Annotated in this window: 23 protein-coding genes; 12 read left to right on the forward strand and 11 right to left on the reverse strand. The window is 34.7% G+C overall.

Annotated features, from left to right (window positions below; genetic code table 11):
• The first annotated feature begins 96 nt into the window (after positions 1–96).
• The 5 genes from AC3RV6_RS00670 (at position 97) to AC3RV6_RS00690 (ending at position 3176) form a co-directional block, all read left to right on the forward strand.
• The gene (locus tag AC3RV6_RS00670) at positions 97–888 is read left to right on the forward strand and encodes an EcsC family protein (protein ID WP_489747563.1); all 792 of its coding nucleotides are present in this window, start codon (positions 97–99) and stop codon (positions 886–888) included.
• Between the two features lie 128 nt (positions 889–1016).
• The gene (locus AC3RV6_RS00675; protein ID WP_489747564.1) at positions 1017–1319 is read left to right on the forward strand and encodes a hypothetical protein; all 303 of its coding nucleotides are present in this window, start codon (positions 1017–1019) and stop codon (positions 1317–1319) included.
• A 359-nt stretch (positions 1320–1678) separates the two neighbouring features.
• Positions 1679–2188 carry an RNA polymerase sigma factor gene (locus AC3RV6_RS00680; RefSeq protein ID WP_489747565.1) on the forward strand — a complete coding sequence of 170 codons (510 nt, stop codon included), beginning with the start codon at positions 1679–1681 and terminating at the stop codon, positions 2186–2188.
• The gene (locus AC3RV6_RS00685) at positions 2178–2798 is read left to right on the forward strand and encodes a zf-HC2 domain-containing protein (RefSeq protein ID WP_489747566.1); all 621 of its coding nucleotides are present in this window, start codon (positions 2178–2180) and stop codon (positions 2796–2798) included. Before AC3RV6_RS00680 ends, AC3RV6_RS00685 begins: the two co-directional genes overlap by 11 nt.
• 84 nt (positions 2799–2882) lie before the next feature.
• On the forward strand, positions 2883–3176 hold the full coding sequence (locus tag AC3RV6_RS00690) for a hypothetical protein (RefSeq protein ID WP_489747567.1): 294 nt from the start codon (positions 2883–2885) through the stop codon (positions 3174–3176).
• Between the two features lie 48 nt (positions 3177–3224).
• Here AC3RV6_RS00690 and AC3RV6_RS00695 read toward each other — a convergent pair whose 3' ends face one another.
• From AC3RV6_RS00695 to AC3RV6_RS00720, 6 genes are all read right to left on the reverse strand, one after another.
• Positions 3225–4253, reverse strand: coding sequence for a type IA DNA topoisomerase (locus AC3RV6_RS00695; RefSeq protein WP_489749145.1), 1029 nt, complete (start codon positions 4251–4253; stop codon positions 3225–3227).
• A 798-nt stretch (positions 4254–5051) separates the two neighbouring features.
• Positions 5052–5681, reverse strand: coding sequence for a hypothetical protein (locus AC3RV6_RS00700; protein ID WP_489747568.1), 630 nt, complete (start codon positions 5679–5681; stop codon positions 5052–5054).
• A gap of 5 nt (positions 5682–5686) precedes the next feature.
• On the reverse strand, positions 5687–6544 hold the full coding sequence (locus AC3RV6_RS00705; RefSeq protein ID WP_489747569.1) for an ATP-binding cassette domain-containing protein: 858 nt from the start codon (positions 6542–6544) through the stop codon (positions 5687–5689).
• A gap of 1 nt (position 6545) precedes the next feature.
• Positions 6546–8423 (reverse strand): ABC transporter permease, encoded by a 1878-nt coding sequence (locus tag AC3RV6_RS00710; protein WP_489747570.1) that lies wholly within the window; start codon positions 8421–8423, stop codon positions 6546–6548.
• 146 nt (positions 8424–8569) lie between these two features.
• Positions 8570–9421, reverse strand: a complete 852-nt coding sequence (locus AC3RV6_RS00715; protein ID WP_489747571.1) for an anti sigma factor C-terminal domain-containing protein — start codon at positions 9419–9421, stop codon at positions 8570–8572.
• Positions 9418–9918, reverse strand: coding sequence for an RNA polymerase sigma factor (locus tag AC3RV6_RS00720; RefSeq protein WP_489747572.1), 501 nt, complete (start codon positions 9916–9918; stop codon positions 9418–9420). The genes AC3RV6_RS00715 and AC3RV6_RS00720 overlap by 4 nt, the downstream gene beginning before the upstream one ends.
• 450 nt (positions 9919–10368) lie before the next feature.
• Between AC3RV6_RS00720 and AC3RV6_RS00725 the strand changes: the two genes are divergently transcribed.
• The 5 genes from AC3RV6_RS00725 (at position 10369) to AC3RV6_RS00745 (ending at position 13256) form a co-directional block, all read left to right on the forward strand.
• Positions 10369–10788, forward strand: a complete 420-nt coding sequence (locus AC3RV6_RS00725) for a hypothetical protein (RefSeq protein ID WP_489747573.1) — start codon at positions 10369–10371, stop codon at positions 10786–10788.
• Positions 10789–10850: 62 nt separating this feature from the next.
• The gene (locus AC3RV6_RS00730) at positions 10851–11327 is read left to right on the forward strand and encodes a hypothetical protein (RefSeq protein ID WP_489747574.1); all 477 of its coding nucleotides are present in this window, start codon (positions 10851–10853) and stop codon (positions 11325–11327) included.
• Between the two features lie 125 nt (positions 11328–11452).
• Entirely contained in the window at positions 11453–11719 is a 267-nt protein-coding gene (locus AC3RV6_RS00735; RefSeq protein ID WP_489749146.1) for a CPCC family cysteine-rich protein, read from the forward strand.
• Between the two features lie 51 nt (positions 11720–11770).
• A complete protein-coding gene (locus AC3RV6_RS00740) occupies positions 11771–11965 on the forward strand; it encodes a DUF6980 family protein (protein WP_489747575.1) in 195 nt (64 codons plus the stop codon).
• A 1006-nt stretch (positions 11966–12971) separates the two neighbouring features.
• Complete coding sequence (locus AC3RV6_RS00745) at positions 12972–13256, forward strand: hypothetical protein (protein WP_489747576.1); 285 nt, start codon at positions 12972–12974, stop codon at positions 13254–13256.
• Positions 13257–13564: 308 nt separating this feature from the next.
• Here AC3RV6_RS00745 and AC3RV6_RS00750 read toward each other — a convergent pair whose 3' ends face one another.
• From AC3RV6_RS00750 to AC3RV6_RS00770, 5 genes are all read right to left on the reverse strand, one after another.
• On the reverse strand, positions 13565–15724 hold the full coding sequence (locus AC3RV6_RS00750; RefSeq protein WP_489747577.1) for a type IA DNA topoisomerase: 2160 nt from the start codon (positions 15722–15724) through the stop codon (positions 13565–13567).
• A gap of 53 nt (positions 15725–15777) precedes the next feature.
• Positions 15778–16161 (reverse strand): DUF6262 family protein, encoded by a 384-nt coding sequence (locus tag AC3RV6_RS00755; RefSeq protein WP_489747578.1) that lies wholly within the window; start codon positions 16159–16161, stop codon positions 15778–15780.
• Positions 16151–18175 carry a tyrosine-type recombinase/integrase gene (locus AC3RV6_RS00760; RefSeq protein ID WP_489747579.1) on the reverse strand — a complete coding sequence of 675 codons (2025 nt, stop codon included), beginning with the start codon at positions 18173–18175 and terminating at the stop codon, positions 16151–16153. Before AC3RV6_RS00760 ends, AC3RV6_RS00755 begins: the two co-directional genes overlap by 11 nt.
• A complete protein-coding gene (locus AC3RV6_RS00765; protein ID WP_489747580.1) occupies positions 18172–19239 on the reverse strand; it encodes a tyrosine-type recombinase/integrase in 1068 nt (355 codons plus the stop codon). Before AC3RV6_RS00765 ends, AC3RV6_RS00760 begins: the two co-directional genes overlap by 4 nt.
• Before the next feature lie 119 nt (positions 19240–19358).
• Positions 19359–20480, reverse strand: coding sequence for a DNA topoisomerase (locus tag AC3RV6_RS00770; protein WP_489747581.1), 1122 nt, complete (start codon positions 20478–20480; stop codon positions 19359–19361).
• A 280-nt stretch (positions 20481–20760) separates the two neighbouring features.
• Here AC3RV6_RS00770 and AC3RV6_RS00775 point away from each other — a divergent pair, with 280 nt between their 5' ends.
• Both AC3RV6_RS00775 and AC3RV6_RS00780 read left to right on the forward strand, forming a co-directional pair.
• Positions 20761–21108: an ArsR/SmtB family transcription factor gene (locus AC3RV6_RS00775; RefSeq protein ID WP_489747582.1), complete on the forward strand. Its 348-nt coding sequence runs from the start codon at positions 20761–20763 to the stop codon at positions 21106–21108.
• Between the two features lie 15 nt (positions 21109–21123).
• Positions 21124–22422, forward strand: a complete 1299-nt coding sequence (locus tag AC3RV6_RS00780) for an arsenic transporter (RefSeq protein ID WP_489747583.1) — start codon at positions 21124–21126, stop codon at positions 22420–22422.
• The last annotated feature ends 60 nt before the right edge of the window (positions 22423–22482 follow it).

Below are 22482 nucleotides of genomic sequence, written 5' to 3' on the forward strand. Positions count from 1 at the left end.
TTTTACTTTGCAGAAGCGATATGACCAAAAAGTGGTTATATCGCTTCTTTTAATATATGAACGATGACTATTCAAAGAAAGTGGAGAAAACATACAATGACTGAATCGAATGAATGGCTTTTAGCAGAACTAAACAAAGTAAATGCATGGGAGAAAGATCAAAGTGATTTGTGGTTTTGGGACAAGCTAGGGCGTTTACCGTTTAAAATAATTGATAAATTGACGCCTACTTTCATTCAAAATAAAATTGGTTTACTATTGGACGAGCTTGGCCAGTACATCCAAACAGGGGGAAGCTATTTAAGTTCGGTTTCTAAAATCCCTAAATATTATCCTGACTTGGCAGTGTGTACATTAGAGAATGTAGAGAAGCTTCCGATTTCAACAATGGATATCGCAGTGGAAAAAATAACGGATAACCGAAAAAAACTTGCAACGTTACAAGGTGCTAGTACTGGAATTGGTGGTATTTTCACTTTAACGATTGATATTCCATTGTTGCTAAGTTTGCAATTAAAGACATTACAAGACATTGCGATCTGTTATGGCTATGATCCAAACGAAAAAGAAGAACGCTTGTTTATTGTGAAATGTCTACAATTTGTTTCGGCTGATATTGTAGGAAAACAAGTTATTCTGACTCAGTTGTCTAAATTTGATGATCCTTCTGAATCTACCAAACGTGAAGTCCTTTCTGAACTCCAAGGCTGGCGAGAAGTTGCTTTTTCCTATCGGGATAAACTCGGTTGGAAAAAGCTTTTCCAAATGATTCCGATTGCAGGGCTCGTGTTCGGCGCGTTCATTAATCGATCGGCTGTCAATGATATTGCTGAAGCAAGCCAGATGCTTTATCGGAAAAGGCGACTGATTGAAAGGTTGAACATATAAAAAATAACTCAATTAGCTTGAGTACCTCGATTTTTTCATTTTATAACATACGTATAGAAATTGTATAATTAAAGTGAATTTTGTTCTCGTCACGGTTTGTAAATAAAGATAGAGGGGAGGCGAAAAGAATGATTCTTGTAAAAGGTGTCACCTCTTTTCTGTCAACTAAATTATCACCCAAATCAACAACATTCATGAAAAGAAAATATGTAAATATGCAGATTACCAAAGTTTCCGAGCCGTTTTCAAATGCTAGTGGGAAACAATTTATTGTCATCACTTGTCGCTTTACTGCTTTTATGGACGAGTGTGTTGAATGCAAATCTCTTGAGGATTATACCGGGAAAGTGAATCCCTTTTTACAGAAACATTTAAAAAACACGATTAACCGGGTTGAAATCCATTACTTGAACTATGCACGGAACTGGTGAGATTACACCCCTATATACCTGAGATGTATTTGGTTATTCACGGCTAAATAATTGGCAAGAAGTTCAGTATTGTTTTCTAACATCGGTTTACGTGGGAAACTTTTAAAAGCTACTATTAAAAGATCATTTCGTTGATTTTATGTATTTGAATCGATTTCAAACTTTATTAATTAGACAAGAGTACCAGGCTTTAATTAAGTTCAGAACCGTTATAGAACCTGATACCATTCACTAAGCACAGACACTAAATAGCGTCTGTGTTTTTAATTATGAAAATAATTTGGCATTTCTTGTAACGAATAGGGTTTTCATTCTATATATAAGTATCCCAGCTAACATTATAGGAAAGGGGGAATCAAGTGGAGGATTTAAGCGAAACATATAAATCCTATGCGAATGAAGTAAAGCGTTTTCTTCTTTGTTTGACATCGAACGTAGATTTAGCAGAAGAGTTGACCCAGGAAACATTTTATCAAGCCGTCAAATCTATTCATCGCTACAATGGTAAGTGCAAAATATCTGTCTGGTTATGCCAAATTGCCAAGCATAAATATTATGACTATTTAAAAAAGGCAAAGTATCGGAATCATGCCAGTCTTGAGTATTTAGCGCAAACCGGTGTGGATATTCAATCCAATGGAGATTTACCGGATGTCGCGCTAATAAAAGAAAGTACACTACTTGCAATACATCAGGAAATTCAACATTTAAAGGAGCCTTATCGAGAAATCTTTTTGCTTCGAACAACGCTTGACTTAAATTTTAAAGAAATAGGAGATATCTTTGAAAAAAGTGAGAACTGGGCCAGGGTTACCTATTATCGTGCAAAGTGCAAACTAGCAGAAAGGATGGATTTGAATGAACTGTAATATTATCAAAGATTTATTACCGTCGTATATAGACGATATTTGCAGTAAAGAAACGGTTGCTGCAGTGGAAAAACATCTTGAGAGTTGCGTGGAATGTACTCACCACATGCACATTATGCAACAACCAACAAAACCTATTATCGAAACGGATGTAGAAGTGGCGAAAGAACCGTTTAAGCGCATCAACCAAAAGCGGCGTTTCCAAGTGATCATAGCTATCTTGATGACCTCTATGATTACTATAATCGGTGCGCAAGTCATACAAGATGTAGGCGTTGTTAATCAATACTTCTTTCCAATGGTTCATGGTATCGTAAATATAACTGATGAGCGTGAAGAATGGCAAAGCGTAAGTTTCTCTTTTGATGGGATAAATAATCAGGATTATGTAATCTATGATAGAATTTTTTGGTCAAAGAGGGTTATTAATGATGCGAATAGTGAAAGTAATGTGTTGCTCAGAATAAAAGACGAACAGGGGAATATACTCATTGATGCGTTTCAAGTGTCACCAGGTAAAGGCATCAAATTAGAAGATTTAAAGAGAAATGAGAAATACTTCTTTGAAATAAAAGCACCTGAAGGACGTTATAGTATTAATGCAACATAATCTTGGCGGATACCAGGTTCTCATTGAATTCCAATTTTTTAAGAACATGGCACCATTTTTTATTTTGTAAAGGGGGGAAGTTTAATGAAATCTAGTAGAGCATTATTGATAATGTTGTTAATTTCCAGCTTACTTTTATTTGGTTGTTCAAAAGATAATGAAGCAAAAGAAGATATTGGAGCCGTTATAACTGGGGAGATTGTTCAAATAGATGGAAATAAATTGCTAGTAGTTGAGAAAGAAAGAATAGATAACCCCGAAATTTGGTTTACTACAGATGATATAGAAATATTAAAAGTAGGATTAAAAGTTTCTGTATGGTCGGATGATGTTTCCAATGGGGAAGGAACTGCAAAAAAAATTGAAATTATTGAGTAAATCATAGTGGGTACCAGGCTCTCATTGAATTATTGAACCCGGTACCCCTTATTGTTCAATTGTTATTTTTCCCTCGACAAGCGCAAGCTGAGCATCGAATTTATTACCGGTATTGGCTGTAAACCCTTTGATCACATTCGTTTTCCCTTTCGTACATAAAAGCTTAACCTGACTAGGTGTTAGCTTTTTCTTCAAAAAGATGCCGGGAAAAGTTTGTTTACAGCCTTCTTTATATGCACTACAGCCGTAGAATTCTTTTCGTGCGATAATGACACCTTCTTTACAAGTAGGGCAGGGCGCGACTTCGACTTGTTTGTAAGATGTTCGTTTAGTCGTCTTGCTTACTACATTGGCGGCCAGTTTTGCATCAATGGGTTTCGCACTAAGTTGATTCGGTACATCTTCCAATAAGCTATTAATGAATTTTGCGATGCTGCCAAGGAAACGTTCACCCGTTCCTTCTCCATTTCCAATCTTGCGTAAATACGTTTCCCATTTGGCGGTCATTGAAGGACTAGCAAGTAAATTACCTTCAATAGCTTGGCAGAGAACTCGGCCTTTATCCGTAATGTAAACAATATTCTTTTTCACTTCTATATAATTATGTCTCTTAATCGTTTCAATAATGCTACTACGCGTTGCCTCAGTGCCTAATCCTTCAACTTCTTTTAAAATTTCCGTTTCTTCTTTGTCCTCAACAAGCTTTCCACAAGTTTTCATCATCGCGATAAGTTGACCCTCTGTATACGGCTTTGGCGGCAGCGTTTTGCCCTCTTTAATACCGATATTACTTTTTACGGGTTCGTTTTCCGTAAGTGGAGGTAAGGAAGGTTCTTCTTTACTTTCTTTATTGGTCGGACTTTTGAATATTGCTTTCCAACCTTTATCACGTTCAGTTTTCCCGGTTGTGAAAAATAATAAGCCATTCACATCAGTTGTCACTTTAGTTTCCGTGTATAAATAATCTGTATGAAACATCGCAAGTGTCGTGCGCACGATCTCTTCATATAAGTTCCGTTCTATACCTGATAACCCATTGAGTACTGCCGCTGATGGAACCTTTTTCGTTGGAATAATCGCATGATGTTCAGCAAATCAAGAGTATATTAATACTTTTGCTTATTTAATAGTATTTAATTCATTGAACACATATATTCAACGTTATTGTAAAAAGAAAATAAAATCATTTAATTCTAGGTGTAAGAAGATCATAAAGTTATTTAACTAGATTATAGAATCATTAAGAAATGCTTCTAAATAGTTCTAGAGTTTTTTATTGTGAGGTTGTTCAATACCTTTTCAATAAATAACATAAAGCAATTAAGAATCGGATCTCCTAAACAAACGGTTAAAAGTTTCCCAATGCTTATTGGCCCATTGAATATGATTGCCATTATCAAGAAAAGGAGATAAATTAATGTTCTTGAAAGGAAAATCCCTACAAAGGTAACAGTAACTGGTATAAACCGGAAAATCGGAAGGGTGAATTATTGGTTGATGTAATTGGTTATGTAGTTGTTGTTTTTTAAATTATCGGTTTCAACGGTTTAGTTAGACAATTTCAACATACTTTGACTATCCAAAAAGCTAATAAAACAGATGTATCTAATTACAGAAGGTCGTTATTCGGTAATTATGTAACGGGTGTTTCATTTTTGTGTTTTCTCATTTCTTATATATTAAACGTTTTAGTTGCGATGCAAATTATCCAGTCAAATATACTTACAAGTGAGAATACTGGTTTTAGTTGTTTTGTATTTTTACTGGTTCATTTAATTGTTAAATTCGGAGTTATTCCTAAAAAATCGTAAATAAAACAAATTATTAAATTGATTCAATTGGATAATTGTAAAAAAGTAAGAAAACCAAAAGGATTTAATCCTTTCTAAGTAATCTGGGTAGGGAAATTAACATTACCACCACGCACATTATTATGAACACAAATTTAAGCTGTATCCCAACATCCCAATATGGTGGTAGAAATATAAAGATTCTTGGCCAGGGCATGAACGTACCTTCTGTTACTACTTCAATGACCGTATAAATCGAGATGATTGTTAATGCGACTTCTACACTTTTACAAAGTAGAATGAGAGTTAATCCCACACAAACGTAAAATACAACTAATAACGTTAGATGTACAAGAAGTATCCACGAAAATACGATTGATCCGAATTTAAAGTAAATCATTACGAGTAATAAACTGAATGCTGTCAAATTCAATAGGGTATACCTCACCAAGTCGAGCCAAACATATTTTTGGTAATAAGGAGAAAGTGTTTCAAATGCACCGTCTTCAAATAAATCGCTATATCGAAATAAAACATGCCAGCAACTAAAAGGAATGAATATGCCTTGAATAACGACAAAACTAAACATATATGAATCAATTTCTGTACTTGCTTGCCATATGAGTAGAGCACTCACAAACCACACAAGTAATGGTACGTAATAAACTGTGCCCATATTTCTTCGATCAAACTTAAATAGTTCAATACTTTGCACGTTCATCAGCCCCTTACTACCGCTAAATATCCATCCATTAAACGTGGTGATACTTGTTTACCTTCTTCAGCTTCTCTTGAGAAAATACGAACTGTTAAATGATTGTGCATTTCAGTAATTTGTACAACTTCTTTCTCATGTAAGAAGGCATCTATTTCTTCAAATGAAATGTCATATTCGTAAACGCAACCGATGGCCTGTGCTTTTAATGCTTCGGGGGGACCTTCAAACAAAACATTACCCTCTTTAATGACACCAATTTTATTACACAAAAATTCAATGTCTTCTACAATGTGTGAAGATATAACAACTGTATGTTCGTTCCCTAAATTTTTCAGTAAGTTTCGGAAACGAATACGTTCTTCAATATCCAATCCTGCTGTTGGCTCGTCGAAAATCAGAATTTTAGGCTTTCTTAGTAACAGTTGTGCAATACCGACACGTCTTCGCATGCCTCCTGATAGCTCAAACATTTTCTTTTGACCGTGATACTCCAAATTTACTTTTTGTAATACTTCTTGTATCATTTTTCTTCTGGTTAGTTTGTCATTGATTCCTTGAAGAACAGCAATATGGTCCAACACTTCGTCTACAGTGATCTTCGGATACACCATAAACTCTTGCGCTAAATAACCGATAAGTGGATTTTGTTGCACGTAGCCGCGCTTAACATAAGATTGCCCATCAATACTTACATCACCCTTTTGAAAAGAGAGTAAACTCGCTAAAATTTTCATGAGTGTCGTTTTACCAGCTCCGTTTGGTCCAACTAATCCGTAAATGCCTTCAATCGTTAAATCGATATGCTTTAATATATCGTTCTTTTTCAATCGTTTACATACGCCTTTTATCTCAACCTGCATCCTATTTCACCTCATCCATTAGTAGTCTGATTTGTTCCCAATCGTTTTGAATTATTTCTATCTTTTCGTACCAAGCTTTTAAAAAGGCATTTTGCTTCTCCTCTGATAAGTTGAAATAACTTGCATACACTTCCTCTAATCGCATCTGTTCTGATGGTGTTAACTCATAATCGTAGGAAGATGGATAGGAGCTTTCAAGAAAAAAGCTTCCCAATTGTAGATTACATCGCAGTTGCAGCGTCAAACCCATTAAACTTTGCCACTCTGAATACATTTTTGTCGAATGATTCTTTACTTGATTAACAATAAACGTTTCGACAAGTTGATATGGCAATTCATACAGCGTAACAATCTTATCGATTGGATAAAGTGAGTCAGTATGATACAACCAATTTGTTTCATCCATATAAGAAGCGTGCAAAGGCGATTGGAAAATAACTAGCCCTGGAATTGACTGTACATCAAGCGACAGTATATGTTCCATTTCTGAAAATACGCTTTCCGACACAGCAAAAAAGTTTATAACCGGTTCATGATTATTGTTCCAATCTGATGGTATTACAACACTGTTTTGTCCTACTTCTAAAACTTCAAATTGACCGCTAATGAACAGGACCCCACCTGTATAATTTTCATATTGATTCGCCTTTACTTCCTTTAAGTTCGTTACAATGGATTTGTAACCAGTCGTTGTTAATGTTATATCGTCATGTTCCACATGACGAATAGGCTGCTGTAATGGTGCTCCTTCTTTTTCAAATTGAAAAATATGTCCCTCCACTTTTCTTGGATACCAACTAAGTGAACCAGGTAGCATCATAGAGCCATTGCGCACAGGAAGAAGTGCGGTATCTATGAGCTTATATGTAAAGCGTAAAGAAGAAGGATGCTCTAAATGTAATTGCAACTGGTCACCAATCTGAGTAAATGGAATGTTTTCCCCTTCCTTTGTTGTAATCTTAAGTTCTTCGATGGCATGATATAGCTGAAACGTAGGTGTGTTTGTTTGAAGTTCTTTAAAATAAACATTAACAATAACCGAAACGTCTGTATTATTGATAAGCTCCATATCATACCTCTCTATGTCATAGCGCAAGTCTGGCTGTGTCTCGGGTAAACTTTTATAATACATTGATGCTAATTCCCGGTCTTCGTATGAGTAATATTTCGTTGTTGTTTTTATCATCGGCACAAAAACGATTCCGAGCAGTAAGAAACAAACGATGATACTGATAACCATCATTTTATCTCGCTGAATCCGTACATAACGTAATGTCAGTAGTAACAGAATCGCGAAACCTATCACAATCCAGAAGAAGACTTTCAATGCATTGGCACCCGTAAAATTGAATCCAATATAATCCGTATAAACGTGATTCATATTTTGTACACCTAAGAAGAAAAGGGATTGTATGTCTTCAGCGGGAATAGTACGGAAAAAACCTGTAAAAATCTCAGTCGTTAACGGGCCAATCAAAATCCAGCTAAGAAAAAGGGCTGCAAAACTGATTTTATGTTTTCCAAATACAAATGCGATTATTAAGCCTATTAACATTGACACTATAAGTGGTAGAACAAAATAAATGATCATAAACATCCAAGCATCTAAATAAAAACTGCTATCGACAATCCCCCAAAGTCGATTTAACAATACATACAATACAAACTGACCCTGAAAAAATAACCATTGAATAATTATATGGACTACAACAATTGCGCTGATTTTTTGTAGTAATATTTGATACGAATCTACAAAAAATGATTGAACACCGTACTTTAATTCATCGGAAAAAAGCTTGTAAAAATAGACAAGATGAAACAGCATCAAAACTTGAATAATGATAAACATTTCACCTAAAAGGTTTCCATAATCACTCATTCCATAAGCCTCATTTGCTCGAATTACAAATCTAGAGGTAAAGGTGATTATAAAAAAACACATTGATCCCAAATAAAGCTTACTAAGTAGCATCCGTTTCATAAAAAACCGTGTTAATTGCCAAAATCTCCGCACCTTCTTCACCTCTACTCACGAATAGTGACACCGACACTAATATACTTCACAACATCTAGTAATAAATATGGACGAACCTCTTCGTATGTTCCCGTCAACACAACACCTGATATTTTCACATCATTTGAAATGACATTTTGTAACCTCTCATATTTTCTATCTTTTTTCATTAAACCTTCAGCGGTCACTTTAAATGCATTAATGGAGTTTTCCATGTCATCAGATAAATATTGAAAACCATAGGCTTCATCTCCAATTACTCGAACATTCTCAGCGTCAACCCAATTCCAAACAAGATGTGGTTGAAAGGTCTCTTCTACAAAATTCGGATCATATGGTTGGTCAAAAGATAATGCGATTTCTACAAGTGTTTTATCATCTATCCGTTCTAATAGCGAGTCAGCTGAATTTGTCGCTTGAAGATGACTTGGTACAAACTCAATCATCCTGTGTCCATTTAAATAAGCTGCACCATTTGGTAGGTGATACAATTCATTTTTACGAAATTCCGTATGTGTCCCTAGCACTGTAAATAGATGCATATTTTCTTGCCAAGGGATAGGTATCTCACCTACAAATTTGACTGCGGGCTCATTGGCTAGTTTTGCAATGAAGAATGCCGTAGCCGTGGAACCAGTCATTTGCACATTGGCCCCCTTAACAATATATTCCTCTGTAGATTGTGTCGAAGACTTTTCATAGTTTCGTTCCATTACATATGTACCAATTGCAAGTAGTAAAACAAGAGTCACACAGCAAACGACAAAAGAAATGAAGATGGTTTTTAATAACGAGTGCTTTTTCGCCCTTTTGACGATTTTTTCGAAAGAGGGGTCACTTCCAAATAAATTTGAATTACTCATATCGTGCCTCCTTTGTAATGTTTAATGAACTGTTTACGCGCTCGTGCTAACTGGGTTTTCACTGTTTTATCTGTCGTATAAAAAAGCTCAGCAATTTCCTTTAAAGATAAATTGGCACTATACTTTAATAAAAGTAGTTCCTTTTCATTTTGTTTTATTCGCTCGAGGGTACGAATAATATCTGCCTTAACCTCCAATTGTAGAATGATATGTTCAGCTGATTCGTCACCAACGATTTCAGCTACATCTAAATGAAGCATTTTCTCAGAACGTACTTTTTGTTTACGGAGTAGGTCATAATATTGATTGATTGCGACACGAAATAACCAACGAACTGCATACGCTTCCTCAATTTCATTGATGTATCGAATGAATTGATACGCTGTTTCCTGCAATACATCTTCTGCATCTTCTTTTTTTGCCCCCATCTTTATTAAATAAGCATAGATTACTTTTAACTTTTCTGCCAAAAAGACTTCTAATTGCTGGTCATTCATATCCACCCTCCTACTACTTAAACGTTTCACTCTACAAAAGGTAAACAAGTTATTTGAAAAAGTCGAAAAAAATCCTATTTTTTTTAATAACGTGCTCTCTTGATGGGGACAAAACAACAAAATAGAAGGGTAAAGTACAGACCCATTTGCAATAGCGGATAGGTCCCCTTTTTGTTGGTGTACAGCCATTCCTATGGTTTCATCATTGAAAAGCGCAACAGTTTTAGCAAGAATTTTTCAATGTACAATGGTCATTGTAACAGAGAATTATGCTGAGATTTTATGGGATGTTGTATATACTGAAAAGTGTGATATTATCGTATAGGAAGAGTGGACATTTTGCATTTGCTTGGAAATAGTAGGCTTTATTAAAGGCTAGTAATAATTTTCTTATTCAACTAACGGGGCAGTTTAGTTGAATAAAAAATTTCTATATAAAGGAGGGGGAAAGTGCGTACAAGTAAGCGCTCATCTATTGTAGTAGCATTTACAAACGTTATTATTATTTGCCTCGCTCAATTTCTATTTTGGTCAATACTGAGAGACAAAATTGATATGATAGCTTTTCAACTTTTATATTTCCCTTTAATTATCGCGCTTACAAGCATTTTTCTTTGGTTTAGTAAATTTAAAATTGCATTTTACCAGCACTGGATTTACGCATATATAGGTTTCTTTTGTTCTATTATTGTTTTCTTTTTTATGAGTTTAGATCCTTCAAAAGAACTTCCACCTGGCGAAACGATACTACACGCAGATGTTTTATTTGTTTTATTTGTTTCGACGTTACAATTCTTGATTTTATTTGTTTTAAATATGATTGCTTTTGCAGTTTATAAAGGATTTCCTGTTACTTTCTTAAAAAAATAGTGGAAATTTTCTTATTGAACTAACGGGGCAGAAGAGTTTAAGATGCGAGGGGGAAATTTTATATGAAAAATAAAATAACATTAGCAATAGTGGCAATTGTTATTTTGATTATATTTGTTTTAGTAAATCTATTAAAGAAGGATTTATGGGATGTTAATGCAGATTTATTGAAAGAAGAAGTGTTGTCTATTGAAAAATCCGTTGAAACAGTAAATTTATCCGATATAACCCCTTTTGAATGGGATGTAGCGTATTCCTTTGACCCATATACAACAAAAGATACGATATATGAAACAGTAGGTTATAAATGGGATAATATCAGTCAAACGGTTAGTGAAGGAATGAACCAAATCGTTTTTTTGAAGGATGGAAAAGTTGTATGTTATTTGTATGTATACCCACAAAATAATGGATATGGGATATATTTTTCCAGCCACAATAAAACAGTGGCGAACTCTTCCTCAGTTCTTAATATTAAGGATGACTTGACATTTGAAGTAATAAGAAGTGATGATGTTGTGATTTTAACGAATAATTAAGTGGCAAATACTTGTTCAACTAACGAGGTGCGTTTCTAAAATAAGTGGAGCCGCTTTTCACTAACGGGGCAGTTTAGTTGCATAAGACTATGGTAAAATTTATAAAACAGTACCGAGGTGAAAGCGTGAAATATACTTGTCCTTGTTGTGGTTATAAAACATTAAGTGAAGAGCCAACTGATACATATGAAATTTGCGAAGTATGTTTTTGGGAAGATGACGGTGTTCAATTTCGAGACCCTGATTATGAAGGTGGTGCGAATGATTTATCATTAAGACAAGCACAACAAAACTACATTAAGTTCGGGGCATGTCAAGAAGACTGTATTGAATTTGTGAGAAAGCCAAATAAGAAAGATATAAAAGACCCTAATTGGAAACCGTTAATTTAGAAAGAGTTATTATGCTAACGGGTGCTTGACTTTTACAAGGAGAGGTGAAATATGAAAAAACATTGTTGTGAGGATATGGATTATCATGCAAATTTCAAGTGTGATATTCATGAAAATCCCTTTGACTGTCCTGATAAAATAATCATATTCGATGAAAAAGATAATGACTACGGATTGATAATTCATGATGGTGGTTCTTCAAGTATAGGAATTGATTTTTGTCCGTGGTGTGGTTCGAAATTATAATTTGTTATTCAGCTAACGGGTGCGCGCGACAAGTTCTGTTATAAGCGCTTTTTAGCGTAAAAATACAGGAGATTTATAAAAATAAATTTCAACTTTACAACGGAGGGTAGGAATGATGGAGCCATGTTTCCTGAAACTATCCCATCAATACTCCTGCATGCGTCATGATTGACTGGTCATGGGGTGTGAAGCACAGGTAGATTCGGTTGAACTAGGCTGAAGCCATTCATATGAAAAGGTATGCCGAAGGATAGACCGCATGGCTGAAAAACTAGATATGGTGAGAATAGTTCCTATATAAAGGAACTGACGAACTTCCGAAGGTACAGGTCTAAAGTTAGAACATGAGGAAACTTGTGTCCCATCCAACGATGGGGTGAATGGTGTAGAGTAAAAATGCACCCTCTGAAATACACTATACCGAACAATGGCGGTATCCAGTTCACAGGCTTAAAGGAAGCACCTACGTTTAGAATGTATAGCTGCGTTGTAAGGTACTTGGAAAGTAAGGAACGTTGAATCAAGGGCTGTCACCCGAAACGGTTGCTATAAGCCTTATGGCAAAATGCATTTGTCCTTATGAGGGTAGGGGTACGACCAGTGAAACCTCTGTAATAGAGGTGGAGGAACAGCCCCAAGTCTAGCGAAATGGAATGATTATTTTCCAAACGTTCGTCGCACCGATCGGGTAAGAATGTGGGATTTCCACAGTGCGAGCTCTTAGCAGAAAGAATTTAGGCACTATATTTGTCTGAGGGTAACGAGGAACTTATAGTCTAGTACAAATCGTTAGATGGAACGCGGAATGACGGGAAACTGTCACGTTCCGTGTGGAGCAGGGGAAAAGCTGGAGATTACTTCAAATGCTTACCTATTGCCAACTTTAGTAAAAAATCATGGGGTTGCCAGAGGTAACTCTTATTCTTATTGAACTAACAGGGCAGTTTAGTTTAAGTACACATTTGTTAAACTAAAGGAAAAAGACGATAAATTGAGGCGAGATAAAATGTATGAATTTAAAGATGAGTCCGAGAGAAAAGAAAAAAAAATTAAGATATACCTTCTTTTATTTGTTATCTCTGTTTTAATAAATACATTCATTGATTTTTTTGATTTGGGAATTGAAGAAGTTACTAAATATCGTGTAGTTATTAGCCTCTTGATTTATGGTGTTATTCTTTATTTTGGATTGCGTAGGAAGTTATGGGCTGAGGTTATAATTAAATTTATCGTTTGGCTAAATATCATTTTACTGTTAATCATTATAACTGTTAAAGTTTTAGGATTTTAGTTCAAAATACTGCTTAATGTTCTTCAACTAACGGGTTGCTTGAGTTTAAGAAGAATTAAATAACTTTATTTTCTGTTTTAATATCTACAGTTAAGCTAAAACGAATATTTTTATAGAACTTTAAAAGGAGATACTAGTTTTTAAGTAGTATCTCCTTTGTTTTTTTGAAAGTAGAATTAAACGACTTTATTATTTCTATACAACTTTATTTGACAAGCCCGAGCCAAACCCATTAAAGTTTAAGGCTCTACATATGTTATTAGTCAACCCGTTTGAACCTTTAAACGGGAACCGTTAATTGTAATTAATCACTCTTTATTAAATTCCATCCTCCAACTGAAATATTCATTTTCCTGATTTTTTTCATACCTCATGTTAGCATCAAACTTATTTCCTTTTTTGCTAGTTAATCCTTTGACCGTTACTAATCCATTTTTCAAAAGTGTTTTCACCATAGTTTTTGTCGGTTTTTTCTTCATTGAAGCCAAGAACTTATCGTTCTTCCAAATAACATATTTACAGCCATTTCTCCAATTACTGCAACCGTATCCTTTTATTCCTTCTATGATCCCATGGCTACAGAGGGGACATTTACCCAATATTTCTTTCTGTACTTCTTTTTGTTGGACTTCATTAATAATTTCTTTTTTTCCACTTTTTATTCTATCAACAGCATTAGTGGTAAATTCATAAATTAAGTCAAGGAACGCTTCTTTACTAAACTTTTGTTTTTCAATATCAGACAACGTTTTTTCCAATCGCCCCGTAAACTCTAAGTCAAATAATTCTTTAATTGGAAACGTTTCTACTAGCTTTCTTCCAAGTTCAGTGCATATTAAATTTTTCTGTTGTCCTTCAATGTAGCCAACATCTTTAAGTTTTTTTATAGTTTCAGCCCTTGTAGCGGGGGTCCCAATACTATAGCCACTTAAAATCGCAGCCATCATTTCTTCGCTGTCTTCATCCTCATAACCCTTTCCGCAGGTTTCCATTACCCTTAGTAATGTTCTTTCCGTATGATGCTTGGGGGGCTTCGTAACATGTGATGTCAGGTTGTGGCTTACAATACTTACGATATCATTTGTGTTGACAAGGGGTAAGATTGTATCTTTAGATTCAATCTTCTCGACTTTTTTCCAGCCTTCAACCAATTGTACTCGCCCCTTAGATACAAACCGTCCTTTTACTTCACTACTATTAACTTTAGTGATTATTTTTGTCTCTTCATGTTCCGCGATAGGCATGAACTGCATGATGAAACGGTTTTTTACGGCTATATATACCATCTGTTCATCGCTTGTTAAAGTTTTAGGTATCAGATAGGTTGGTATGATGGCGCTATGGCTATCGACTTTTGAATTGTCGAAAACACGTTTTAACTTAGTGAAATTAATTTCATTCTCATATGGTAATCCTTTTTTCAAATTATCTAGTACCTTTGCAGTTTTTTCTACTAGACTTTCCTCTAATACAACGCTCGCGGTCCTTGGATACGTAATGTACTTCTTTTCATAAAGCGATTGGGCTACCTTTAAAACTTTATCAGATGTCCATCCTTTGTATTTGCTTGTAATATAACCTTGCAGATTTGAAAGATTAAACAAATAGGGAGGGTACTCTCTTTTTCGTTCAACTTGCTTGTCATTGATGGAAGCCGTTTGATTTGCCAAAGCTTTTTCAATTAGCTCTAAGGTTTCTTTAGACTTAAACTTTTCTACTTCATTCTCAAAATACGTTCCTTTGTATTCTTTGGCATCTTTAGTTTTAAATGTAGCTTCAAGTTTAAAGAAATCTTTTGGTACAAAGTTCTTTATTTCCTTATCTCGATCATAAATAACTTTTAAGGTCGGCATTAATACTCGTCCAATATTTAGGGCTTGTCCTGCACCTTTCTGATACTGCAATGTTGCCACTGATGTTAAGTTGATGCCAATTACCCAATCAGCCCATTGCCGGCTAATACCGGCATCCAGAAGGGGTCTCATTTCAGTATTAGGCTTTATGTTTTGAAGCCCTTTCAATACCTCATCAGGCGTCCATTCATTTTGCAGAAGTCGATATACTTTTTTCTGTGTCTTGAGATTGTAAATAATTGTATCTCCTATAATTTGACCTTCTCTATCATGGTCACAGGCTGAAATAATTTTATCTACATCGTCTCGTTTCATTAAGCCAGATATAATCTTCAACTGCTTTTTTGCCCCTAGATCTTCTTTTCCTCGATTTCGTGGATCACTTTTCACCTTGTATCGAAAACCTGACGGAATGAAAGGGAAGTTCTCTAGATCCCATCTTGCCATTTTTTCATCGTAATCCTTTGCATCATATAGTTGGAGCAAATGACCAAACGCCCAGGTAATAATATATCCATTTCCTTCAAAATAGCCGTCTTTTCTGTTTTTGATTTTTAAAGCATCTGCAATATTTTTGGCAACAGAAGGCTTTTCCGTAATAATTAAACTAAGCATATTCTAACCTCCAAAATAATATAAAAAACAAACATGAAAGTTCATTATTACAATTATAAATCTTCATAGAAATCATTATACTTGCTTGCTAGAGCTTCTTTTAATTCTTTGTTTTCTTTTATCAAACGTTCAATTTTAAATTTTAAAGATTCAATTATGATATCTTTGGATTTATCCGATGTATTTGGTTTATGATTGACTACACTTTTTAATTTGGATTGGTCGTTTCTGAGCATATCTATTTTTTTCCTAATCCCATCATTTTTATATAGGAAGGATTTGGAGGTTTCACTTTCTTGCGACACTGTATTGTAATTGATTACTTTTTTCTCTCTAATCATGCTTTTAATAGTTTCGAACACTTTTTTCTCTGTATCATAAGACTTTTGCTTAGCTAAAGAGATAATTTTAGATGTATTTGGTTTTTTATTGGCCACTATTTACTCTTTCCTCTCCCACATATTCACGTCTTTCTTTTGGCATACCACTTACATTTTGGTTTTCAGTAATTTCATTTAAAATCTTTCTATAGTTTTGAATCTTTTTATTAGCAAACTCCAATGATCGCACATGGCCATTTTTTTCGTAAATTTGTATATCACTTTCTAGAGCAACTATTTGAGATTTATAGTAATCACCAAAGGAACTGTCTACATGAAAACTTCTACAATTATTTGCAATACATGGGGGTTCTATGACTTTTTCCGCATAATCACACTTCATTTTTGTGCTTTTAATACACATTCCATGATCCATTCGTATTGAATCATAATTATGTCTAACCCATTCTAATTCTAAATCATTTGCCAAAGCTTGTTCATCAATATTAGATTTGACTAAAGCACCTTCTATATCAAATCTAACCCCATCTTTACTTTTCGCTTTAAAATAAGCTTCCTTTAAGGTTTGGTCATGTATTTTCGCATAGGCTAATGTCATTTCAGGTGAAGCATGAGCCATTAATCTTTGCACGTGCACGATACTCATACCATTGTTAATAAGCGTTACACCATATCTATGTCTAAACCCATGATTTTTAAATCTATAGATTTCACCGTTAACATCCCTTATATTTGCTTTTTTTGAAAAATTATTTAAAACAGTAGAAAGACTTGCTGTGGTTTGTGGTTTTCCTTTTCGTGGACCTCGGTAAGAGACAAAAAGATAGCCATCTGGATTATTTTCAGAAGTTGAATTTTGTTTACATATCTCTTGCTGAGACATAATAACTTCGGCTAGTTCTACCGAAATAGGAACTTTGTGATCTTTATAATTTACTTTCCTTTGATCTCCAACTAACCAATAATCACCTTTATTATCTCTTTCTAAGCAATTAATCTTTAATCCTAATACATCAGTACCTCTAAACCCTGTTCCTTCAATAATTAAGATAATTGGTACATATCTATCGCCAATTAAATGAATATTTTCAACGACTTGGTCCCATATATAGTCTGGAATATACTTGGGGTTATCATAGCTCTGACTTCTAGTGCGACGTGGATTATCATTTGGTAGAAATAAAGCTTCAATATGTTGGAGTGGTGCTTCTTTCCAGTCGAAAATTTTCAAGTCTGTAAGGAACTTTCTTACTATCGTTAGGTTACTACTTACATAAACATTTGTAGCTGTTATTTTCTCACGAGTTTTTTTGTTTAATATTTTTTTGCTCTTTATATATTGTAAATACATTACTAAATGTTTACGGTCAATATCTTGTAATAGTAAATTTGGATAATTATTATTCAAGAAATTCAAAAACAGGGTAATTTCGCGAAGATATCGGATCCCAATTGAAAAAGTTAGGTTTTGTAATTCTACAATCCGGGTGTATAGGTATTTTTTCACTAACTCTTTGTGTACTTGATTTACTTTTGTGAATTTTATTCTTTTAGTGCCTGTATTAGTATAGTTCAATTCTATGGGTAATTTTTTTCCATCCCAAATATCTTTTTCATATTCAGGTGTCTGGTCAAACACGTCATATATATAATTATAAAATGTGCTCATTAATGAAACGGGTGGTGTAACAGCTACACTCTTTGTTTTCTTGTTTATGCTTTTAACTTTAATACCAGAGTCGATTAAGTAGTTTGTATATCTTAACATTAACTCTTCTTTAGGAATTTCTAAAACAGTTTTTATCTGAGGGTATCTTTTATCTAGAAATCTTAACATCCGTCTTAAGTGATGGGCTTTTCCTTCGAATATAGTAATGACAGAATACAAACTTTCCTTGAGATTTCTCCCGAAATAATATTTTATCTCTTCCTTTATGTAAAAGTTGTTACATATTGTAAAGTCTATTTTATTTCTAGAACGATTCACTGGTCTAATGGATTCTTTTGCTACCTTCATTTCATCACTATGCCAAAGATCAGGTTTAAAACATGAATTATGGTTAAAAAAATCTTCAATAATATCTTGTTTTCTAACAGTTTCAGGGTTCATCTTATATAACTCCTCTCTCTATTTAGAACTACCTTGTTGTATTCTTCTCTGATGGATTTTTCTGAAGGATGAATATACATGTTCATAGTTGTTTGAACATCCTTATGCCCCAACAAAGCTTTAATTATTGATATTTCAACACCATTTTCGTGAAGTTCGGTAGCCAAGGTATGTCGAAACATATGAGGGGTAATTTTGAATTTTAGTTTTTTTGATAAATCCCTAAAAAACGCATCTATGGTTTCATAATCACAAACTTGGCCTTTAGAAAATCCACTTAACTTTAAAAATAAATAATCGCTATCAAAGTTATTTTTTTCGTGCACCTCATATATATAATCCTGCAATAAATTGATTGTTTCTGCTGATAGATAAACTAATCTATTTTCGCCTGATGGTGTTTTAGATTTGGTTATCATTATTTTTTTATCAGACAGATCGATATCCTCAAGTTTAATGTTTAATGCCTCCGAAATTCTTATACCAGATTCATAAAGCACACTTACTAGCAGCATATTTCTTATATTTAATTTGGAGTGGAATATTTGATTTAATTGTCCTTCAGATAATTTTTTATATGGTTTTTTTGTTTCTTTCAGTTTTATAGCATTTAATTTATATTTAACACTGGACTTTGTGTGTTCTAGAAAAGATTTATAGGCATACTTTTTGTTTGAATTGGAATAAAAGTCCAACTTACTTTCAAGTATTTCCGAATGAAATCTTTCCAAGTAATTGTAAAAACCGAAAACTGCCATAACGTTGTAATTTATAGTGCTAGGTTGCCTCTTTTTTGCATTAATATTGGATTTACCTTGCAGCCATCCTATAAATTTCACTAAATCCTCCATTGAAATATTTTTAAAATCTATCTGATTTAGTTCAATAAAATCCCAATATAACTTCAATCTATAAGCGTAGGACTTAATAGTGTTTGATGCCATATTTATAGTTTTCAAGAACTTCAAATATTTATTCGGATAAAGAAAGGGTACACCTTTATTGGAAGTTAAAAGATAAAGATCATCAGAGTTTTCATTTTTAAATTTAATAACTTTTGCCATACTCCACCCCTTATCTCTAAATACCTTAAAGACTTTAAAATTCTTATATAGATATTTAGTGTTTTAAGTTAAAAAAATAAGCATCTATATTCTTAAGATACTTTAACTACATACGTATATTATACTCTAGATAACTCTTGAACCTTTGCATTATCAACATAACGCTTATTAGGTGTAGATGAAGCTACCTGGAATGAATGACCTATAAGCTGTTGGTACGCATCTACTTGTGGCAACAAATAATTAAATTCGCTCGTTGTAATATGCCGAGTATCGGTACGTGGATAGGTTACAAGTTTCTTTTCATAAAGACCCTGCACTATTTTAAGTACATCTGCTGGACTTGTCTTCCACAATCGGTTCGCCGTCGCCTGTAAGGTTGATAACGCATGTAGCTGGGGTGGCGGCGTTCTTTTTTCGGTATGTTTGACAGAAGTAATAATTCCAGGTGATTTCGGACTTAGCGCATGCTTTCTGAGAAGGGCAACAATATCTTCTTTTTTCGCTTCTTTTGCTTTGGCTTTCCCTTTATATGTCCCGTGCTCAGCCGTGAAAGTAGATTCAATTTCAAAAAATGGTTCAGAGACAAATTTTTCGATCTCCATTTGTCTTTGATAAATTAAGTAAACCGTAGGGGACTGAACGCGTCCAATAGAAAAGACATCTTGAAGGCCTTGCTGCTGTAATAAAAGCGTGTAGAGTCTGGAACCGTTCATGCCGACAAGCCAATCACTGATTTGACGAGATTTTGCTTCTTCGTACATGAGTAAATCCTTTTGATTATCACGAAGATTTGAAAATCCTTTTCGTATTTCGTCAGCTTCAAGAGAATTAATCCAAAGCCGCTTAATCGTTTTATTTTTCGCACCTGTTTGATTAAATATACTATAGAAGATATTGGATCCTTCACGGTCGATATCACAGCCATTAATGACTGTATCTGCGCCCTTAATTAACTTTTTCACAATGGCGAACTGCTTACTTTTACCTTTTGCGACTTGGAACTCGTAGCGGTCTGGTAGAATAGGTAAATTAGTGAGTGCCCACTTTGCCCATTTCGGATCATAGGCTTTCGGTTCTTTTAATTCAACGAGATGGCCGATACCCCACGTAATATATGCACCGTCTGGAAAGGTAGGGCATGGTGAAATCTCCAAATAGCCCTCGTGGCGGCGCACAGAAAAAGCGTCCGCATACGCTTTCGCCTGAGATGGTTTTTCAGCTAAGATTACTGGTTTCATGGCGCACCTCTTTCGGTTATACAATAAATAGTTGTTCTATAATGATAGCTTATTTGGGGGTGGGGGGCTAGTGGGTAATGTCAGGTGGATAAATATTGTAGGTTCTGGATTTAGAGAAATCAGATGTTAGTTTTAAAGTTAGGTAACGTTAATATGAAGTACAGCCGGTAAGATCTTCAGTATGAAAAGAAAATCTATTAGAGGTTTTTTAAAACAAAATAACACACTTGCTTATATAAGCATATGTTTATATAATAATAACTAAATGGAGGGATGTTAGATGAATAAGTCAGAAACAATCGATATTCATCGTGCTTCGCAATTATTAAAATTACTTGGTGATTCTACTCGTTTGACGATGATGAAGTTACTTGAGTCACACGAATGCTGTGTGTGTGAATTTGTTGAGATTTTTAAAATGAGTCAGCCGGCGATTAGCCAGCACTTGCGTAAACTTAGAGATATTGGGTTGGTAAAAGAAGAACGCAAAGGTCAATGGATTTTCTTCTCAATTAATGAAAACCATGAAGATTACCCGTTTATTCATAGCATCCTTGAACATCTACCGGAGCAGAATGAATCAATCGCTGAACTAGAAGCACAAGGGCTTCGAGTTTGTTGTGAATAAGGAGGAGAAAGTACGTTGGTTTCAGTTATAACAGCATCATTGATTTTTGTAATCACTCTAATTTTTGTTATTTGGCAGCCTAGAAACTTATCGATTGGATGGTCTGCCTGCATTGGTGCGATAATCGCATTGTTAGTAGGAGTAGTAAATTTTCAAGATGTAATTGATGTAACAGGGATTGTATGGAATGCTACGCTTGCTTTCATCGCCATCATAATCATCTCATTAATCTTAGATGAAATTGGATTCTTCGAGTGGTCTGCCCTACATATGGCTAGATTAGCCAAAGGTAGCGGTATTCGAATGTTTATTTACGTCAGTCTTCTAGGTGCAGTCGTTGCTGCTTTGTTTGCAAACGATGGGGCCGCCCTTATACTAACGCCAATTGTGCTTGCAATGGTAAGAAATTTGAATTTCAATGAAAAAATGATTTTCCCATTTATTATTGCCAGTGGGTTTATTGCAGATACGACTTCGTTACCATTAGTCGTGAGTAACTTAGTTAATATTGTTTCGGCAGACTTTTTTGGAATTGGTTTTGTCGAGTATGCATCCCGAATGATTGTCCCAAATTTATTTGCATTAGTTGCTAGTATTTTAGTGTTGTTATTATTCTTCCGTAAAAATATTCCTAAAAACTATGAAGTATCAGATTTAAAACGACCGAAGGATGCTATTAAAGACATAAAGATGTTTCGACTAGCTTGGGTGATATTAAGCGTATTGCTCATCGGGTATTTCTCTAGTGGATTTACAGGACTTCCTGTTTCAATAATTGCTGGAATCACTGCTATATTCTTTATGATGATGGCACAAAGAAGTCCTGCTGTTCAAACGAAGCAAGTGCTAAAAGGAGCGCCTTGGGCTATCGTATTCTTCTCTGTTGGCATGTACGTTGTCGTCTACGGATTGCGTAATGTTGGCTTAACAGGTGTATTGGGAGATGTCATTCAAGTGGCAGCAAATCAAGGACTCTTTGTCGCGACGATTTCGATGGGCTTTATTGCAGCAATATTGTCTTCACTGATGAATAATATGCCTACGGTTATGATTAACGCATTAGCTATATCAGAAACAACTACGACAGGTCCAATTCGCGAGGCTTTGATTTATGCAAATATCATTGGGTCGGATTTAGGTCCGAAAATTACACCAATCGGTTCTTTGGCCACTTTACTATGGTTGCATGTACTGTCTCAAAAAGGTGTGAAAATCTCTTGGGGTAGCTATTTTAAAATCGGTATTATCTTAACGGTCCCAACACTACTGATTACACTAATCGGACTGTATTTATGGCTGTCAATTATACAATAAGTCATGAGAAAGGGAATTTTTATTATTTCAAAAAAAACTCTATTTCTTATGTACAGGTAA

The sequence above is a fragment of the Sporosarcina sp. So3-204 genome, assembly GCF_058068165.1.

Excerpts from the sequence above, each read along its gene's own strand:
- AC3RV6_RS00750 (WP_489747577.1), bottom strand. The coding sequence starts at position 15,724 with ATGCTTAGTTTAATTATTACGGAAAAGCCTTCTGTTGCCAAAAATATT.
- AC3RV6_RS00770 (WP_489747581.1), bottom strand. The coding sequence starts at position 20,480 with ATGAAACCAGTAATCTTAGCTGAAAAACCATCTCAGGCGAAAGCGTAT.
- AC3RV6_RS00720 (WP_489747572.1), bottom strand. The coding sequence starts at position 9,918 with ATGAATGACCAGCAATTAGAAGTCTTTTTGGCAGAAAAGTTAAAAGTA.
- AC3RV6_RS00690 (WP_489747567.1), top strand. The coding sequence starts at position 2,883 with ATGAAATCTAGTAGAGCATTATTGATAATGTTGTTAATTTCCAGCTTA.
- AC3RV6_RS00775 (WP_489747582.1), top strand. The coding sequence starts at position 20,761 with ATGAATAAGTCAGAAACAATCGATATTCATCGTGCTTCGCAATTATTA.
- AC3RV6_RS00705 (WP_489747569.1), bottom strand. The coding sequence starts at position 6,544 with ATGCAGGTTGAGATAAAAGGCGTATGTAAACGATTGAAAAAGAACGAT.
- AC3RV6_RS00685 (WP_489747566.1), top strand. The coding sequence starts at position 2,178 with ATGAACTGTAATATTATCAAAGATTTATTACCGTCGTATATAGACGAT.
- AC3RV6_RS00765 (WP_489747580.1), bottom strand. The coding sequence starts at position 19,239 with ATGGCAAAAGTTATTAAATTTAAAAATGAAAACTCTGATGATCTTTAT.
- AC3RV6_RS00745 (WP_489747576.1), top strand. The coding sequence starts at position 12,972 with ATGTATGAATTTAAAGATGAGTCCGAGAGAAAAGAAAAAAAAATTAAG.
- AC3RV6_RS00740 (WP_489747575.1), top strand. The coding sequence starts at position 11,771 with ATGAAAAAACATTGTTGTGAGGATATGGATTATCATGCAAATTTCAAG.
- AC3RV6_RS00675 (WP_489747564.1), top strand. The coding sequence starts at position 1,017 with ATGATTCTTGTAAAAGGTGTCACCTCTTTTCTGTCAACTAAATTATCA.
- AC3RV6_RS00760 (WP_489747579.1), bottom strand. The coding sequence starts at position 18,175 with ATGAACCCTGAAACTGTTAGAAAACAAGATATTATTGAAGATTTTTTT.
- AC3RV6_RS00715 (WP_489747571.1), bottom strand. The coding sequence starts at position 9,421 with ATGAGTAATTCAAATTTATTTGGAAGTGACCCCTCTTTCGAAAAAATC.
- AC3RV6_RS00730 (WP_489747574.1), top strand. The coding sequence starts at position 10,851 with ATGAAAAATAAAATAACATTAGCAATAGTGGCAATTGTTATTTTGATT.
- AC3RV6_RS00710 (WP_489747570.1), bottom strand. The coding sequence starts at position 8,423 with ATGAGTGATTATGGAAACCTTTTAGGTGAAATGTTTATCATTATTCAA.
- AC3RV6_RS00670 (WP_489747563.1), top strand. The coding sequence starts at position 97 with ATGACTGAATCGAATGAATGGCTTTTAGCAGAACTAAACAAAGTAAAT.